Origin of the sequence: Nibrella saemangeumensis (genome assembly GCF_039541915.1) — a bacterium.
In the GTDB taxonomy this organism is placed as follows: Bacteria; Bacteroidota; Bacteroidia; order Cytophagales; family Spirosomataceae; genus Nibrella; species Nibrella saemangeumensis.
Genome location: NZ_BAABHD010000084.1, coordinates 1 through 16,388, shown reverse-complemented (window position 1 = coordinate 16,388; position 16,388 = coordinate 1). Strand labels below are relative to the sequence as shown.

General features: G+C 53.4%; 12 protein-coding genes. 3 read left to right on the top strand and 9 right to left on the bottom strand.

Annotated features, from left to right (window positions below; genetic code table 11):
• Positions 1 to 4: 4 nt before the first annotated feature.
• The 8 genes from ABD949_RS27825 to ABD949_RS27790 form a co-directional block, all read right to left on the bottom strand.
• Positions 5 to 1,495, bottom strand: coding sequence for an acyl-CoA synthetase (locus tag ABD949_RS27825; RefSeq protein ID WP_345249298.1), 1,491 nt, complete (start codon positions 1,493 to 1,495; stop codon positions 5 to 7).
• Positions 1,496 to 1,504: 9 nt separating this feature from the next.
• The gene (locus ABD949_RS27820) at positions 1,505 to 2,803 is read right to left on the bottom strand and encodes an MFS transporter (RefSeq protein ID WP_345249296.1); all 1,299 of its coding nucleotides are present in this window, start codon (positions 2,801 to 2,803) and stop codon (positions 1,505 to 1,507) included.
• A gap of 30 nt (positions 2,804 to 2,833) precedes the next feature.
• Complete coding sequence (locus ABD949_RS27815) at positions 2,834 to 3,700, bottom strand: amidohydrolase family protein (RefSeq protein WP_345249294.1); 867 nt, start codon at positions 3,698 to 3,700, stop codon at positions 2,834 to 2,836.
• A 6-nt stretch (positions 3,701 to 3,706) separates the two neighbouring features.
• Entirely contained in the window at positions 3,707 to 4,828 is a 1,122-nt protein-coding gene (locus tag ABD949_RS27810; protein ID WP_345249292.1) for an alpha/beta hydrolase, read from the bottom strand.
• 125 nt (positions 4,829 to 4,953) lie between these two features.
• A complete protein-coding gene (locus ABD949_RS27805) occupies positions 4,954 to 6,063 on the bottom strand; it encodes a 5-methyltetrahydropteroyltriglutamate--homocysteine S-methyltransferase (RefSeq protein ID WP_345249290.1) in 1,110 nt (369 codons plus the stop codon).
• 40 nt (positions 6,064 to 6,103) lie between these two features.
• A complete protein-coding gene (locus ABD949_RS27800) occupies positions 6,104 to 7,936 on the bottom strand; it encodes a feruloyl-CoA synthase (RefSeq protein WP_345249288.1) in 1,833 nt (610 codons plus the stop codon).
• Positions 7,937 to 8,120: 184 nt separating this feature from the next.
• Positions 8,121 to 8,909, bottom strand: a complete 789-nt coding sequence (locus ABD949_RS27795) for a crotonase/enoyl-CoA hydratase family protein (protein ID WP_345249286.1) — start codon at positions 8,907 to 8,909, stop codon at positions 8,121 to 8,123.
• Between the two features lie 7 nt (positions 8,910 to 8,916).
• Positions 8,917 to 9,450, bottom strand: coding sequence for a DUF3237 domain-containing protein (locus ABD949_RS27790; RefSeq protein WP_345249284.1), 534 nt, complete (start codon positions 9,448 to 9,450; stop codon positions 8,917 to 8,919).
• Between the two features lie 84 nt (positions 9,451 to 9,534).
• Between ABD949_RS27790 and ABD949_RS27785 the strand changes: the two genes are divergently transcribed.
• The gene (locus ABD949_RS27785; protein ID WP_345249282.1) at positions 9,535 to 10,476 is read left to right on the top strand and encodes a LysR family transcriptional regulator; all 942 of its coding nucleotides are present in this window, start codon (positions 9,535 to 9,537) and stop codon (positions 10,474 to 10,476) included.
• A 9-nt stretch (positions 10,477 to 10,485) separates the two neighbouring features.
• On the opposite strand, the gene ABD949_RS27780 is transcribed toward ABD949_RS27785, so the two are convergent.
• Positions 10,486 to 13,524: a PVC-type heme-binding CxxCH protein gene (locus tag ABD949_RS27780; protein ID WP_345249280.1), complete on the bottom strand. Its 3,039-nt coding sequence runs from the start codon at positions 13,522 to 13,524 to the stop codon at positions 10,486 to 10,488.
• Positions 13,525 to 13,701: 177 nt separating this feature from the next.
• Between ABD949_RS27780 and ABD949_RS27775 the strand changes: the two genes are divergently transcribed.
• Positions 13,702 to 14,346: a 3-keto-disaccharide hydrolase gene (locus ABD949_RS27775; RefSeq protein WP_345249278.1), complete on the top strand. Its 645-nt coding sequence runs from the start codon at positions 13,702 to 13,704 to the stop codon at positions 14,344 to 14,346.
• A 48-nt stretch (positions 14,347 to 14,394) separates the two neighbouring features.
• The gene (locus tag ABD949_RS27770; RefSeq protein WP_345249276.1) at positions 14,395 to 14,856 is read left to right on the top strand and encodes a tyrosine-type recombinase/integrase; all 462 of its coding nucleotides are present in this window, start codon (positions 14,395 to 14,397) and stop codon (positions 14,854 to 14,856) included.
• The last annotated feature ends 1,532 nt before the right edge of the window (positions 14,857 to 16,388 follow it).

Here is a 16,388-nt window from a genome sequence, read left to right as displayed (position 1 = left end):
GTTATCACTCATTCTTGAATAAAGCTTTCAAATCGTTCTTGGTGACTTTGCCCATGGCGTTGCGGGGCAGGTCATCGACAAGCCGGTACTGCCGGGGTAGTTTGTAGCCGGGCATCCGCTCGCGCAGCCAGGTGTTAATGTCGGTAGTGGTTACGGCGTTGTCTTTCAGGATGAGCACGGCGGATACCAGTTCACCCCATTCATCGTTGGGAATACCCACCACACTGCAATCGCTGATGGCGGGATGGGTGCGCAGGACTTCTTCAATTTCGAGGGCGGAGATTTTGTACCCGCCCGATTTGATAATGTCGATGGAGTCTCGGCCTAGTATGCGGTAGTAGCCGTCTTCGACCACGGCGATGTCGCCCGTGCGAAACCAGCCATCTTCTGAAAATGCTTTCTGCGTAGCGTCGGGTCGGTTCCAGTATTCCAGGAATACGTTGGCCCCCTTTATCTGGATCTCACCGGGCTGTCCATCAGGCACATCTTCATTCTCCTCGTTTATCAATCGAACACTGACACCTGGCAGCGGCAGACCAATGTAGCCCGTCCGACGCTCACCATCATAAGGATTGCTGATTCCCATCCCGATTTCCGTCATGCCGTAGCGTTCGAGCAGGGTATGGCCGCTGATAGCTTTCCACCGTTCCATCACCGAAGCCGGTAGAGCCGCTGAACCCGATACCATCAGGCGGAAGCGGGACAGCGTTGCTGATATCCGCTGCTGCTCATCGGCTGTGAGACCTTCCCAATATGCAATCAGCTTAAAGTAAATGGTTGGCACCGCCATAAACACATTGACCTGCCCGTGCTGGAATATGCCAAATATCACTTCGGCCGAGAAGTTGGGCAGAAACTCAACGGTGGCACCAGACCAGAGCGCACAGGAAACTACGTTGACGATACCATGAACATGGTGCAGCGGAAGTACGCACAGAACATGGTCGATTGATGACCACTGCCAGACATCTACCAGCGTCGAAATCTGCGCTTCCAGGTTGGCGTGGGTAGTCACCACCCCTTTGGGCAGGTTGGTGGTCCCGCTGGTGTACAGAATCATAGCCCGGCGACTACCATCCAAATCAGGCAGTGCTTTAGAACGATTTGCCTCGTCCTCCTCACCCAGTACAATCAGCCGCAGTCCTTTTTCTTCCACCAGGGGGGCCAGTAATTCTGCAAATGGCTTATCGGCTACGACTATCTGGGTACCGGTATCTTCAATGACATACCGCAGCGAAGGAAGCGGATACGACAGCGCCAGCGGAACCGCAACGCCACCGGCCCGCCAGATCCCCCATTGCACCCGTACGTAATCGAACCCCGGCGTTACCATGAAAGCTACACGGGCTTCGGTGAGGTCCGTCGAATCCTCCAGTAAAAGAGCCGCTATGGCCGCTGAGGCATCGAGGAGTTGCTGATAGGTATACGATTGACCGTCCAAAATAACGGCTGTCAATTCGGCATTACGAGTAGCGTTTTGAATCAGTTGAAGCATAAAAGTAAATCAGCTTATCTTTTTTGACGAAATATACATCGTCATTATTCCCGCAAAGACGGTCGGAATCGCGTAAATCAGAAAGTTGGCGACCATCGATAAACCCATACCAATTAACACTCCTCCTATTGCAGGGCCAATAATCCCGCCGAGCCGGCCAATGCCAATGGAATAGCCTACGCCCGTAGTCCGGAACTCGGTGGGGTACATCCGCGCGGCCACGGCATACAATCCGACAAAGCCCCCCTGTATCCCAAACCCCAGCAGACCGAAGACGAACAGCAGCACCGTTGAACCGATAAATAGCTGGAAAGCCGCCATCAGCACACCCGTCAGAATCAGGATAACACCAATTGTCCGTTTAAGGCCATACCGGCTGGAAAAGTACCCCTGCGTCACGATACCGAAAAAAGCGCCTACGTTGAAAACCGTTCCGGCGTAGATAGCCAGTTCGACCGACAGCCCGGCGTTGGAGGCCAGTTTGGGAATCCAGCTCGTGAGAAAGTACAGGGTAGCAAACGCCAGAAACAAGGCAATCCACAGCTGAATGGTTGGTAGTTTGTATTCACCATCCAATACTGAATTGATGGGCATACCCTGCCGCTTAACTGGTTTGGCAGGTAGCGTATCCAATTGACCCGCCCCCATCCGGGCCAGAATGTCGTTCGCCTTTTCCAGCGCCTGTCGGGGCTGTGATTTCAGGTAAAACTCCAGCGACTCTGACAGCAGGAAATAAACCAGCGGCAAAGCCATCAGCGTAGCTACGCCCGCCAGTTGAAATATTGAGGGCCAGCCGTACTGGGGAATAACTTTTGCGGCTACCAGGCCCGACGCAACTGCGCCTACGGGATAGCCTGACACTACGAAGCTCACCCAGAAATCTCTTGTCTTATCCGGCGTATACTCGGCAGCCAGCGCGGCCGTACTGGCCAGCATACAGCCGATACCTAACCCGCTGATAAAGCGAAACCCAATCAGGGCAACAACGGAAGTAGAATAAGCGGTCAGGAAAATACTGGTGCCCATAATGGCCGCGCTAACCAGAATCATCGCTTTTCGACCGATTTTATCAGCATAAGGAGTCAGGAACAACGCCCCGAAGGTCATGCCAACTAAGCCCGAACTGAAGACAATACCCAAGGCTTCAGGACTGACGCTCCAGCCTTTGGCGATGGCGGGAGCAGCATACGAGATAACCATCACGTCCATGCCGTCGAGCATGTTCATCAGGAAGCAGATAAGCACCGTAGCGTATTGAAGCCGTGTAATTGGCCGCTGGTCTATGAGGGGTTTCGAACTAACCTCCATGGGTTAAAGGGGTTTAGGCACTCGCAAAGGCTACTTCAGCCCCAACATTCGGATGGCATTCTCTTTCAGGATTAAGGGCTTGACTTCCTCCCGAAACCCGGCTTCGTCAAAATCCTTCATCCAACGGTCGGGCGTAATCAGCGGAAAATCCGTCCCAAACAGCATCCGGTCTTTCAGCATGGTATTGGCGTACTGCACCAACTGCTTCGGGAAGTACTTGGGCGACCAGCCACTCAGGTCAATATAGATATTCGGTTTGTGCATCGCAACCGACAGGGCTTCGTCCTGCCATGGCCAGCTGGGGTGCGCAATGATGATGGGATTGTCTGGAAAGTCAATCGCTACATCGTCCAGGTGAATCGGGTTGGAGTATTCCAGCCGGAAACCTCCTCCCCCGCGTACACCCGACCCGAACCCGGAATGGCCCGAATGAAAGAGCATCGGCAACCGGTACTCGGCAATGACTTCGTAGAGGTGATACGCCATCCGGTCGTTGGGGTAAAAGCCCTGCACCGTCGGGTGAAACTTAAAACCTTTTACGTCGTAGTTTTCAATCAGGTTGCGGGCTTCGCGGGCACCCATCCGCCCTTTGTGCGGGTCGATGCTGGCGAAGGCAATCATGACATCGGCGTTTTTCTGCGCCCCTTCGGCCACCTCCTCATTCGGAATCCGGCGCTTACCCACGTTGAACTCCGAGTCGACGGTAAACATCACAAACGCCATGTTCCGCTCCCGGTAGTAGTCCGCCGTTTCCTGAATGGTCGGGCGCTTGTCGGATTTGAAGTATTTGGCAAAAGCCTCATCCAGTTCCGGACGAAAGTCGTCATGCGGCTGCCAGCACGATGCCTCGGCATGCGTGTGGACGTCGATGGCGGTGATTTTTTCTATATCAATCATAATTGCTTACTCCACAAATCCGGCTTTCGCCTTTACGCCTGTTTTCACCCAGCGACGCAGTTCATCAAACGCCTTACCGGTCTGCTGGGGCGTAAAATTGCAATGTCCCCTACCGTTGGTGTACTTGACCGTAAAGAACTGGTCTTTCCCTTGCTGATGCACCATGTTTTCAAAATTCGTTACGCCATACGTTGGCGGTATCAACTGGTCATACAAGGTATGCATCAATACGACGGGTTTATTGATGTTACCGGTGCGGTCGTACTTTCCGAACAGACCTGTTGGGTTGACGGTAGCCGCCAGTCGTTCGGCTTTGCGGTTCACGTCCAGATCATTCGGAAAGCCACTATAGACAGTATTGGTATTATCATACGGATTCCCGTTTGCCTTCTGCGCGATGTCCCGCAACACGTTTTCATTGAAAAATAACGACATCGGCAGGTCATCCAGTTGTAAATCGAACCGCCGGGCAAACGCCACCGCCAGCGCTGAATCTTTAGCCACTATCGCTTTCCGGATAGCCATGGCTTTCGGCATCATCGCCTGCATAGGCTGGGCTTGATACGGTTTCGACACATCGAATAGCTCAGCCAGCGGGGTAGCAATGCCGGGGAACAGCCCATTGAAGGTCGAGTACATATCAAACTCCTTGCGGGTTTGCAGGTACGGGCGGCTTGAAAACGGACAAAGCGGCAATCCGCCCAGATAATGCTGGCCGAAGTTTTCGAGAGTGGCCAGCGCCACACCCCCACCCATTGAATGTCCAACCATGAACGTGGTATCCGGCTTACCGTACGTTTTGAGAAAATACTGGCGCAGTGCCTCTGTATCATCCACCCCCTGCGGAATCGCAAAGCCCTGGTGCCGGTAGTCCGAAGCGGCTACGGCAAAGCCCCGTTCCAGGAAGGGCTTCATATTGTTCAGAAACTGAGGGTTCTGGCTCTGGCGGGGTTTGGCCCCCATAAACTCATAGCCGTGGGCATACATCACCAGCTTTCCTTTCCAGTTCTCAGGGAAAAGAATACGGTAATGGGCTCCGTCTATACTTCCCGAATCAGTCCGGGCGACAGTCCCCTGGGCGAAGGCACTGCCGGCGAGACAGAGGCTGAGTAGTAGGTACTTGATCATTGAAAGGGAAATGATTGAATGATTGAAGTTGAATGATAGAGTGATTGAATGAGAAAACAGGCTTCAAATAAATCAGTTGAAGTCGGATAACCTTCATTCAATCACTCTATCATTCAATAATTCTTTCACGGCTGCCCCCATACTTTAGTAGCCGTATCCACCACCAGTTCGATCTTTTTCCACTGGTCGTCGTAGGTCAGGTCGTTGCCGTGGTGGGTAGACGAGAACCCGCACTGCGGACTGACGCACATATTCTCCAGCGGCATGTACTGAGCCGCTTCGTCGATGCGCCGGCGCAAATCATCCATGTCTTCCATGTCCCGCACTTTCGAGGAGATGATACCCAGCACAACCATCTTGTTATCGGGCACGAAACGCAACGGGGCAAAATCGCCCGACCGCTCATCATCGTACTCCAGAAAATAGGCATCCACATTGATGGTGTTGAACAGCACTTCGGCGACTGGCTCATAACCACCTTCGGCAAACCAGGTGCTGCGGTAGTTGCCCCGGCACAGGTGGATACCCACGGTCAGGTCCTCGGGACGGTCATCAATAACTGAGTTGATAAGGGCTGCGTAGGTTCTTGGGAGTTCGTTCGGGTCTTCGCCCCGCTCCACGGCGGCCGCCCGCATTTTGGGGTCGCAGAGGTACGCCAGGTTGGTATCGTCCAGTTGCAGGTAACGCAGACCAGCCTGATAGAGATGGTCAATCTCCTCCTTATAAGCCTCGGACAGATCATGGAAAAACTCATCCATATCCGGGTATGAATGAATATCAATCGATTTGCGACCACCCCGGAAGTGAATCATCGTCGGCGAGGGTATCGACACTTTCGGCGTTTGCGCGGTGACCGATTTGAGGTAATTAAAATCGTCTACCTGAATATCCTTCACGTGCTTCAGCTTGCCGGTAACGCTCAGTACCGGGGGCTTAAAACCGTCCTCCGCCACTTTGGCGTGGGGGTTTGCATCGATGCCGCCGGTTACGGTAACACCTTCCAGTTCTTTCAGAAAATCAAGGTGAAAGTAATCCCGGCGGAACTCACCATCGGTAATGCTGCGCATCCCGGTCGATTCCAGTTTTTTGACCGTTTCGGCAATGGCGTTGTCCTCAATGGCCCGCAGCTCTTCGGCGGAAATCTCACCCTTCCGCCATTTCAGACGGTTTTCTTTTACCTCGGGTGTTCTCAATAAACTACCGACATGGTCGGCTCTGAAGGGAGGAGTTTTCATTAGGGTATGCTGGGGTTAATTGGTTCAATGGTTAATTGGTTCAATGGTTAATTGGTTGACTGGTTGGCTCGGGCTGGTAGAGTTGGTCTACCAGGCTGGCCCGGTGCCGCAGGATGGCGCGTTGGTTCAGCGAACCTTTGTCGGTAATTTCGCCCAGGTCGATAGACGGCGGGTCGAGGGCAATGACAGCCCGCTCTACCCGCGTGGCACTGCCGGTGGCGGTCTGGTTTATCGTTATGAGAAGCTGGTCGATGTACGCTTTTACTGTAGAGTGCTGAAAAGCGTCTTGGATTGAAACGTCCGCTGACAGATTGCAAAGCTTCCGGCAGGCATCGGCGTTCAGGAACAGAATCACTCCCACGTATTCACGGTCCAGACCCGCAATGACCACATCCTGCACCACGGGTGAGCCGGCGGCTATGACTTTAGCCTTCATGACACCCACGTTCACCCAGGTTCCGGTCGACAATTTGAAATCTTCGGCAATGCGCCCGTCGAAGATCAGTCCTTTGTCCGGGTTTTCGTCGTCCAGGAATTTCACTGCATCACCGGTTTTGTAATAGCCGTCTTCGTCAAAGGCATTGCCGGTAGCCTCCTCATTGCGCCAGTAGCCGGGTGTTACATTAGGGGCTTTGTACCGGGCCTCCAGTTTATCGCCGTTCGGCACCAGTTTTACGTCCATACCCGCTACGGGTACGCCCAGCAGTCCGGAGAAACTGCCGCCCCAGTTGGCGAACATCGCCGATGGTCCTGCTTCCGTACAGCCCAAACCGGTGATAATGGGTATCCGCTCCCCGATGGTTTCGACGGCCAACTCCTCCCAGCGATTCCACACCGGCTGCGCCAGACTGGCCCCGGCATAAAAAAGAATGCTCAGCTTTTTGAAGAAGGTTTGGCGCAGTTCCGGCTCCCGCTCGACATACGGAATCAGCATCTCAAAACCTTTTGGCACGTTGAAGTAGGCCGTTGGGGAAATCTCGCGCAGATTCCGTACGGTTGTTTCGATGTGCTGCGGAGTCGGTTTGCCGTCGTCGATGTATAACGTACCGCCATGGTAGAGTGTAAGCCCGAAATTATGATTACCGCCGAAGGTATGATTCCAGGGTAACCAGTCGATGAACACGGGTGGCTCGGCGGCCATGAACGGAAATACCTGCGTAATCTGCTGCAAGTTGGCGCACCACATCTGATGCGTATTTATCACGCCCTTGGGCAGGCCGGTTGAGCCGGAGGTAAACAACACCTTCGCCACACTGGCCGGTTTCACGGTTGCAAATGCTTCCTCAACGGCACTCGTCGGCGGCACGGTCAGCAATTCCGAAAAACCAACGGCAGTACCTTCTTCGGCCGTGATAATGGTAGCCGATGGGAAAAGCGAGTGGGCTAACTGCAACGCTCTGGCGTACACCCTGCCGTTCTGCGCAAAAATGACTTTGGGCGTCATTAGTTGCAGGCAGTGCTTCAGTCGGCCTAAATCCTTTGACACCAGCGAGTACGGCGGTGAAATTGGAGAATACGGAATACCGATATGCACGGCGGCTAAGGCTAGCAAGGCGTGTTCCAGGCTGTTCTCGGATAAGATGACGATGGTCTCCTCAGCCGTCAGCCCCAGATTCAGCAGATACTGGGCGATAGAACGGACCTGGTCCAGCGTCTGCCGGTAGGATAGCGTTACCCAGTCACCCTGTCTGTTTCGCCGGGCCAGGAAGGTTTTATCGGGCTGCTGTTCGGCCCAGTACAACAGCTTTTCCGTCAGTTTTTCCGGATATGGTGCCAACGGCTGCTCCAGGCGCAGGTGAATAGACCCGTCGGGGCAAACTTCCTTCCGGGTTCTGGTCGGGCCAAAGGCTGTTTGTTTGAAGGAAGCAGGCATCTGTTCAGGTTATTTCCGGGTTTCGTTTATTCAGCCCACTGCTTTAGCTGTGGGACAGGCAGTTTCTATCATTCAAATCGGAACCGTTTTAACGGTTTACGCTATTCAAAACCGTTGAAACGGTTAACGGATTATGGTTCGTTTGCCAGTACCCACAGCTAAAGCAGTGGGCTGGATTTCGATGCTACTCCCCCACTTTTTTCGCCCTGCCCTCTAAAAAATCACTCAGCCGCTGCTTCGCTTCGGGTGACGATTGCGCAATGGCTGCCATCATCGATTCCAGCAACAAACCTTCCGACTGCCCTAAATCGGCAATGCGGGGCAGGACGTGCATCAGGGCGTAATTGGTCATCTCGGCGTTCTGCGCAATGCGTTTGGCCAGTTCAATACCTTTCGCCAGCCCGGCTCCTTCCTCCACCAGATATTGCGAAAAGCCCATGGGTACACCTTCTTCGGCCTGAATAACCCGGCCGGTAAACATCATGTCGGCCATCCGCGCCATACCAATCAGCTTAGGTAATCGGACCGATGCGCCACCACCCACGAAGATGCCGCGTTGCCCTTCCGGTAACGCATAAAATGTAGTCTGCTCGGCCACGCGGATATGGCAGGCTGCCGCAATTTCCAGCCCTCCGCCTACACAGGCTCCCTGCAACACGGCCACCACCGGTACGGTACCGAACTGAATGCGGTCCAGCGCCCGATGCCACATGCGCGAATGGTGCAGGCCCTCCACAACGCTTCTTTCTCGTAGCTCCGAAAGGTCCAACCCGGCGCTGAAATGAGGCCCTTCGCCGTGCAGAATAGCGCATTTGACGCCCGCCGGTATGGTTGAAAATACCGCTTCCAACGCCAGAATGAGCGCATCATTGATGGCATTGCGCTTTTCCGGCCGGTTGAGTTTAATGAACAGAATCTCTTCCTGCTGGTCAACCTCCAGAAACGTCGATTTATCTACCATAGGGGAATTCATTAAACGTTTAGAGCACTTTCCAGACGTTGATGATGACACTATCGGGATTACGTTCTGCCGTGCAGATAAAAATGGCGTTGTTCATCCATTCGTATTTGCCGGCCGGCGCTTCAAATTTCGGAGCCGCCCGGAAGTAATACTCGCTTGAACTCACCGGCTCACCCCGACCGATGCGGGCGGCTACTTCGGGCGTAGCAACGCGCAGACCGGTATTTTTGATATAGATGATGACGCCATCGTCGGTTTTCATCTGGTAATGCGCTTCCAGTTCGGCCACGCCATCTTTGCGGACAATCTGCCAGTCGGCACCGCCGTTCAGGATATTGCCTTTCAGCTTCGGCCCGGCAAACGTGCCCCCTACAATGGGGATAATCCGGCGCAGGCCGTGCGGGGTTTCGCCGACGACATACGCCTTATCGATTTTCACCCTGAGTTCGCAAACAAATTCGAGTTGGGGCGCTTCTGGTTTTTCCGGCTTTTGCGCAAAAGCTGGCTGGCCGACAGTCATGAGCATCGCGATTAATAGAACAATACGGTTCATAGCAGGCAGGACATCTGGCAAAAATCTAAAATCCTGTTAGCAAAATCTAATCGTGATTTATAATATTGTAATAAGAATAACTTATTGGAGAGCCTTCTCTCCCGTCCTGAGATGGAGCTACGGCAGTTACGGTATTTTGTCGGCGTTGCGGAGGAATTGCATTTTGGCCGGGCGGCCGAGAAACTGTTTGTGTCACAGCCGGCCCTGAGCCAGCAGATTCAGCTATTGGAGGCCGAAATTGGCGTTGAACTCTTTGTGCGGGCCAAACGGACGCAACTCCGCAGGGTAGAGCTGACCGAAGCCGGTTCGGGTTTACTGGTCGAAGCAAAACGTATTTTGCAACTGGCCGAAAAAGCCATTGAAACTGCCCGCCGAACCGGCTTACAGCAGCGTGTCATCAACATGGGCGTTTACCGGATGATGATTCGGGAGCGGATTCTGGAGATGGTCGAAATCAGCGCCCGGCTCTTCCCGGACCTGGAGATTAAGCTGATTGAACTACCTACCCATATTGCGGTTCAGGATGCGGTTTTCGACGATGAGATTGACCTAGGCGTAACCCTGCTGCCCCTGAAATACGACCAGCTCCGGGCCGTGCCGCTAAAGACCGGCTATCTGAAAGTGATGCTGTCGGAGAACCATCCGCTGGCGCAGGAAGAGGCTTTACAGGTGGAGCAGTTGAAGAACGAAAAGTGGGTCGACATTAAGCGCACCATCCACACCGTTTACGACGATATCGAACGCATCTGTAAGCAGGCCGGATTCAGCCACGAAGCCGCTATTGTGCAGGAAGTATCCTCCATCGAACTGCTCAGCGGTCTGGTCAGCCTGGGTATCGGCGTGGCGATGGTGCCTACCTTCTACGACGCTTCCAATATCAAGGGCGTCGTCTGCAAAGAGCTAATTAAACCCGACGGTACGCCCTTCACCGACGTAGCGATACAAGCCGCTATCTGCTACAAAACATCCAATAACTCCCCAACGATTCAGGCACTGGCCGGGGCGTTTCAGGCTAATAACAAATAAGCACCTCTCCTACTGCTGCCGGATATACGCCAGCAAATCGGCCATCTGTGCGACGCCGATGCTGGCTTCCAGCCCTACCGGCATAGCGGAAGTCTGCGCCTTGTCGATGGTAGCAATATCCGACCGAGCAATGACCGACTCGCTGCCACCGGCCATTCGTAGCGTCACGGCCGTGGCCGATTCATTGGCGATAATACCGGCCGTCTGCTTCCCATTCTTTAGCGTAACGGTGCAATAGTCGTAGCCGTCGGCGATGGAGTTGTTGGGGTGCAGAATCTCGGTTAGGATGCTGTGCGGGTTGCGGTTCCGGAGCGACGCCAGATCCGGTCCGAACTCCTGTCCGTTCTGCCCACCCATCTGGTGACAGGCGCTGCATACCTGCTGAAACACCACTTTGCCCCGACCGGCATCGCCTTTCTGGTCCAGGGCGGTCATGTACCGCTGCACCACGGCTTTGCGGTCTTCGGCGACGGCCAGCACCTTGCGGGCGTGAGCGCGGATGTCGGCATCGTAGTAGTTCATCAGCCGCACCATCTGCGGCCAGGTAAGGTCGGTGCGGGCGACTTTCTGCTGGTCAATGGCATCCAGCAGGTTGTGAATCTGACCGGCATTGCGCAGGAATACACCAACCGCCGTTTGTTTGAGGTCCGGGCTCAATTTGTTCCAGTCGCGCAGAGCCAGGGCACACGCCTGCGGCCCGGAAACCTGGCTAATGGATTCAAAAGCGGCCTTCCGGATACCTTCCGGATTGGGTTCAATCACCAGCCGCTCCAGCAGCTTCTGATACGCCTGTGGGTTGTACAGGGCCAGCAACCGCACAGCCGCCGACCGAACGCCTTCCGACTGACCGGCATCCACCGCCAGCGTAGCGGCTTTCTCCACCTGTGCCCGTACAGCCTCCGTTTTCGGCAAACCAACCAGCCGCAGCAATTCCATTTTAGCTGACAGCAGTTCCGGAGACGTTGACCGGCTGAAATCGGGCAGCAACGCCTGCCGGTCGGCATCGGCCAGCGGTACGGTTACGCCTTTCGACTGCCACAGCCGGGCCACGCCCGACAATACCGCCGACTGTACCCACGCCTGCCGGCCAGCCCCCGATTCGGTCAGACTGGCCAGCAGTTTGGGTACTTCGCTGTCCGTTTTTTTATTGGCCATGGTCGCGCCGAGGTAGGCAAAGAACTCCTTCTTTTCGGGCGACGGTGCGTTGCCAAACTCCCGCAGCGCCAACTGGTACAACTCCCACTCTCGCCCGGCCGCCGAGGTCAGTGCCGCCAGGGCCGCCCATTTATCGTCAATATCCCGCTTCAGAATAGCCACCCGAGCCTCGTCCGTACCCGCAACGTTCAGGTCACCCAGCGTACACAGCAACTGATACCGCACCTTGGCCGACGGGTCCGACTGCAAAGCCAACAATGCATCCGCCAGCTTCTTATCCGTCGCCAACGACGGCATCCGTAGCGACGGCCGCCGTAGCGACGGCCGCCGTTCCGCCACCCGAATGGCATTTTCCCGCACGCCCGGCTCTTTATCCCGCAGGCAGCGCTGAATTACCTCCGTATCCGCAACCTTCAGCCCGTCGAGCAGCCAGAGCGCGTGGACTTTCGCTTCGGGACGGTTGGCGAGTTCCGTTAGTCGTTTTAGGGGCTTCACCACGGCCTTGTCCTGCCGCTGGTAGAGCAGCCGCTGGGCCGTGCGCCGGTACCAGCCGTTCGGGCTTTGCAGCAGCTCCACCAACTCGTCGCCCGACATCCGGTCGAGTTTGAGTTTGCCCAGCCAATTCATCGGCAGGCCCTTGTCGGGTACAATGCGGTAAATACGGCCTTTGTCTTTGCCGTTGTACATGGTGCCCGATTTAATCATCTCCTCCGACATCCACTCGGGATGCTCGATGCTCTGGCGGTAGTAGTCGATGACGTACAACGCGCCCTCCGGCCCGACGTAAAAGCTGACCGGCCGGAACCAGCTGTCTTTCGACGCCAGAAACTCCTTCTTCTCCAGCAGCCGGCCGGCCACAAAACTGGCTCCCTTGTCGGTGATTACATCGGCATGAACGAGGTTATGCGAGGGTTCGCCCACGAAGGTGACGTTGTTGAACCGGTCGCCAAAGGCCCCGCCGTTATACCAGGTTACTCCGCACGAGGAGGTAATCACCCCCCGGTCGGTGAGCAACTGGTCGTTGGGGTTTTCGGTGATGGGGTACACCTCGGCGGCATTGCCGTGATCGGGGATGTGCTGGGTGGCATCGGGCACCAGCAGGTTCGGGTTGCGGGCTATGTAGCGGGCCGCCAGCACCTCATGAAACAGGTGGTCGGCATTGGACGTACCGAGTTGATGGCCCCAGGAGTCAAATGTCTGACCGTACTGCGTTTTGCCGGCGAGTTCTTCCAGTTCGTAGGTATCTGGCCGGAAGCGGACGTTGCGGCCGTGGGCGTTGCGGGCCAGCACCGGCGCGTTGGGATTGTCGGGGAAGCGGATTTCGGAGCCTTTGTCGCCAAACTCTTTCTTATACACAAAGGGCGTTACTTCGCCTTCGTGCGCCAGGTAAATCCAGTTATCAAGCCCGAAAACGGGGGTATTGAGGTTATGTTGCGGATTCGACAGGGCAAAGCCGGTGAGCAGTTTTTTGCGAACATCGGCCTTATCGTCGCCGTTGGTATCTTCCAGGTACCAGACATCGGGCGCATCGGTGACGATAATCCCTTTCTGCCAGCGCATCACGCCCGTGGGCAGGGTAAGCTGGTCGGCAAAGACCACGCTTTTATCCGGGTAGCCGTCGCCGTTGGTATCTTTCAGGAGCTTCACTTTGCCGCTTTTGCCCAGGTCGAGCGGGTAGCCCGGCATCTCGATGACGTACATCCGGCCGCTTTCGTCCACCTCCATCGCCACCGGGTCAGCCACCAGCGGCTCAGCCGCCACCATCTCAATCCGGAAGCCCTCCATCAGTTGAAAAGACGCCAGCGCCTTTTTGTGTTCAGCAGAGAGGGGGCGAGGGGATTGGGCCGGCCCGCTGTACATCAGAATAATCAGGAAGAGTATTAGGTATCGCATAGAGTCAGGAAAAGTCAGTTAACAAACCTATCGATTTGCGGGGGATTTGGCAAGGGGAAGGAGCGCTGGACAAGCGCCAATTTGTCCTCCCGACAAAATCGGCATTACCAAAAAGCCAAACAGGTAAATGTGACCTGCTCTATACTTTTACCCACAAAACCGCTACCCCACAATTGAATGAAACTCACCCTTACCCTCCTCACCGCCCTCTGCCTGCTGACGGCCTTTGTCACAGCCCAGAAAGAAAAGTGGCAGAAGATCTTCAACGGCAAGGACTTTACTGGCTGGACCATCCGGGGCGAAAAAGTGCTGAACGACTACCGCATCGAGAACGGCGAAATTGTGGGCGTCTCAAAACCCGGCTCCCAAAACACCTTTCTCTGCACCAACAAAGACTACAGCGATTTTATACTGGAGCTGGATGTAAAAGTGGACACCGCCATGAACTCCGGCATCCAAATTCGCAGCCACAGCCGCCCCGACTTCAAAAACGGCCGCGTACACGGTTACCAGATTGAGATTGACCCCTCGGCCCGCGCCTGGAGCGGGGGCATCTACGACGAAGCCCGGCGCGGCTGGCTGGCCGACCTAACCAAAAACCCCGCCGGTCAGAAAGCTTTCAACAAATACGGTTGGAACAAATACCGCATCGAAGCCAACGGCTCGATGCTGAGTGTCTCCGTCAACGGCGTACCCACCGCCAGCATCCGCGATACCGTCGACGCCAGCGGCTTTATCGCCCTGCAGGTCCACGGCACCAAAGTCGAACGCCCCATGGAAGTACGCTGGCGGAGTATTCGATTGATGGAGATTGGCAGGTAACGGGTGGAGTTCATCCAAAATAACCGTTCGCCGTAACTACCAAGCATAATGCAATGCTCAAGCTTTGCTATGGGATTGCGGGTCAGTGAAATTGTAAATCTGAAAATCACGGACATTGACAGCCGGAACAAGCAGGTATCTATAGATCGGGCAAAAGGCAAGAAGGATCGATATGTGAACTTACCGGAGATTATTCTTGACCAACTGCGGGAATACTATAAAATCTATCGCCCAAAGAAATACCTGTTTGAGGGACAGTACGGGGAGCAATACAATAAGAGAAGCGCTCAGTTAGTCTTTAAGCAGGCTCTAAAGAAAGCCAGAATAAATAAGGCCGTCGGGATTCATGCACTGCGGCACAGTTACGCCACCCACCTGCTTGAGAATGGAAGTGATATTAAGTTCATTCAAGAGCTTTTAGGTCATAATGACATCAAAACAACCCTGCGCTACACACAAGTGAGTGACCAAAGCATAAAAAAGGTAAAAAGCCCTTTAGACACCCTGTAAGCTATACTTCGCATTTTGTATTGTTGAGAGTGGCTGCCAATACAAAACGGTTTTGTTGCATGGCTCCCAAGTGGTGGGTAAAATCGCATCCGAAGAGCCTGTAAATATGCCATAAGTAGCCGTTTCACGATATACGGAACACAAAAAATGTGCTAGATTAGTCGAATTCTAAGTTAGCTTGCCCTCAAAATCAGCTCTTTGAGAGCTATGCAACAAAGCCATACAAAATATGAAGTTCGCATTTTGTATGGCTGAGGGGGCGTTTGCAAAATCCATTTTTTATACACCCCTCATAATCAATAGCTTATTAATTATAACAGGGTAAAATTTGGATTATTCACCCAGAAATATATATTTGACAATAAGTTCAAAACCTTCATCTATTAGCGAGTTGTACGCCATACAAACCAACTAAATGCAGCTTTTTTGCAGAATATGTAATACCCCTGTTTCGAACATCATTCAAGAACTACCCGAAAGCTCGTTGCTGAAGGAGACAGAGGGTGATGAGTTCATTCCGAAAGGATATTATGTTCTTAGTGATGGCGAGTACTTTACCGGCTCGGAAGGAAAACTGATTATAAACATCTCTGATCTGCTTAGCTGCATTTATCATCCAGATGCGAGCAGGCTGAATGGCTGTTGTGGACTAGATGGGTTAGATGGCGTAAACAAAGTGTGCTTAAATGGACACAAAATCGGCACAGAAAAGTCAGACTGCTAGATAGCCAATGCATTCATTTTCGAAAAGGATACAGTGAATAGCATGCCGACAAAGGACGTAAATAGCATTTTTTGAGCTTCAAACGCGCCTGGTGGAACTGTTTACCATTTAAAACCAGCAAAAGACAGCCCACCAATCAAAAGCCAGTGTGATGGGCGTACAACACGTGCTTGGCGCAAGCGGGGCGTGACGAACATCGGACGTCCCCACCTGAGCCAAGCCCCCAACATTATGCCCAATGCTATGACGACAAGTAACATCATCAAAACAATGAAAACACCGACTTTACTCTTTCTCACAATACTGACAATTTCTTGTGCGAATAAGCCAGCAGACAAAGCGGACTTTTACTGACAGAGAATAGTGTTGGTGTATTTAAAAAGGGATGACTGTCAAAAATGTGTTGGATATCGTCCCCAAAAACCAAATTAAAAAAGTGGCTGACAAAGACGACTATGAAAATTCTTATGATGACTATCAATATTTGATCAGAATAAAACACATTTGCTTACACTGACTCCAACTATACAAGACGACATTCAGAGCAAAATCAATCGAATTCTAATTTTAGGCTAGAGGTTTAAAACCAACAGAAATATTAGACTTGGTTCAACTTATTCAGACTTAAAAAATAATTATAAGATGACAGAAACTGCTCCAGATATGCCAGATATGGAACACATAGTTTTAACTGTTGAATAACTTAGAACGTGTTTAAAAATGGAGCGCTGGGGTTAGAAAAAGCGGAAATCAGCCTATCTTGAGGGTTAATCCGACCAAAGATGTACCCCTCCGACTTGACTGATTC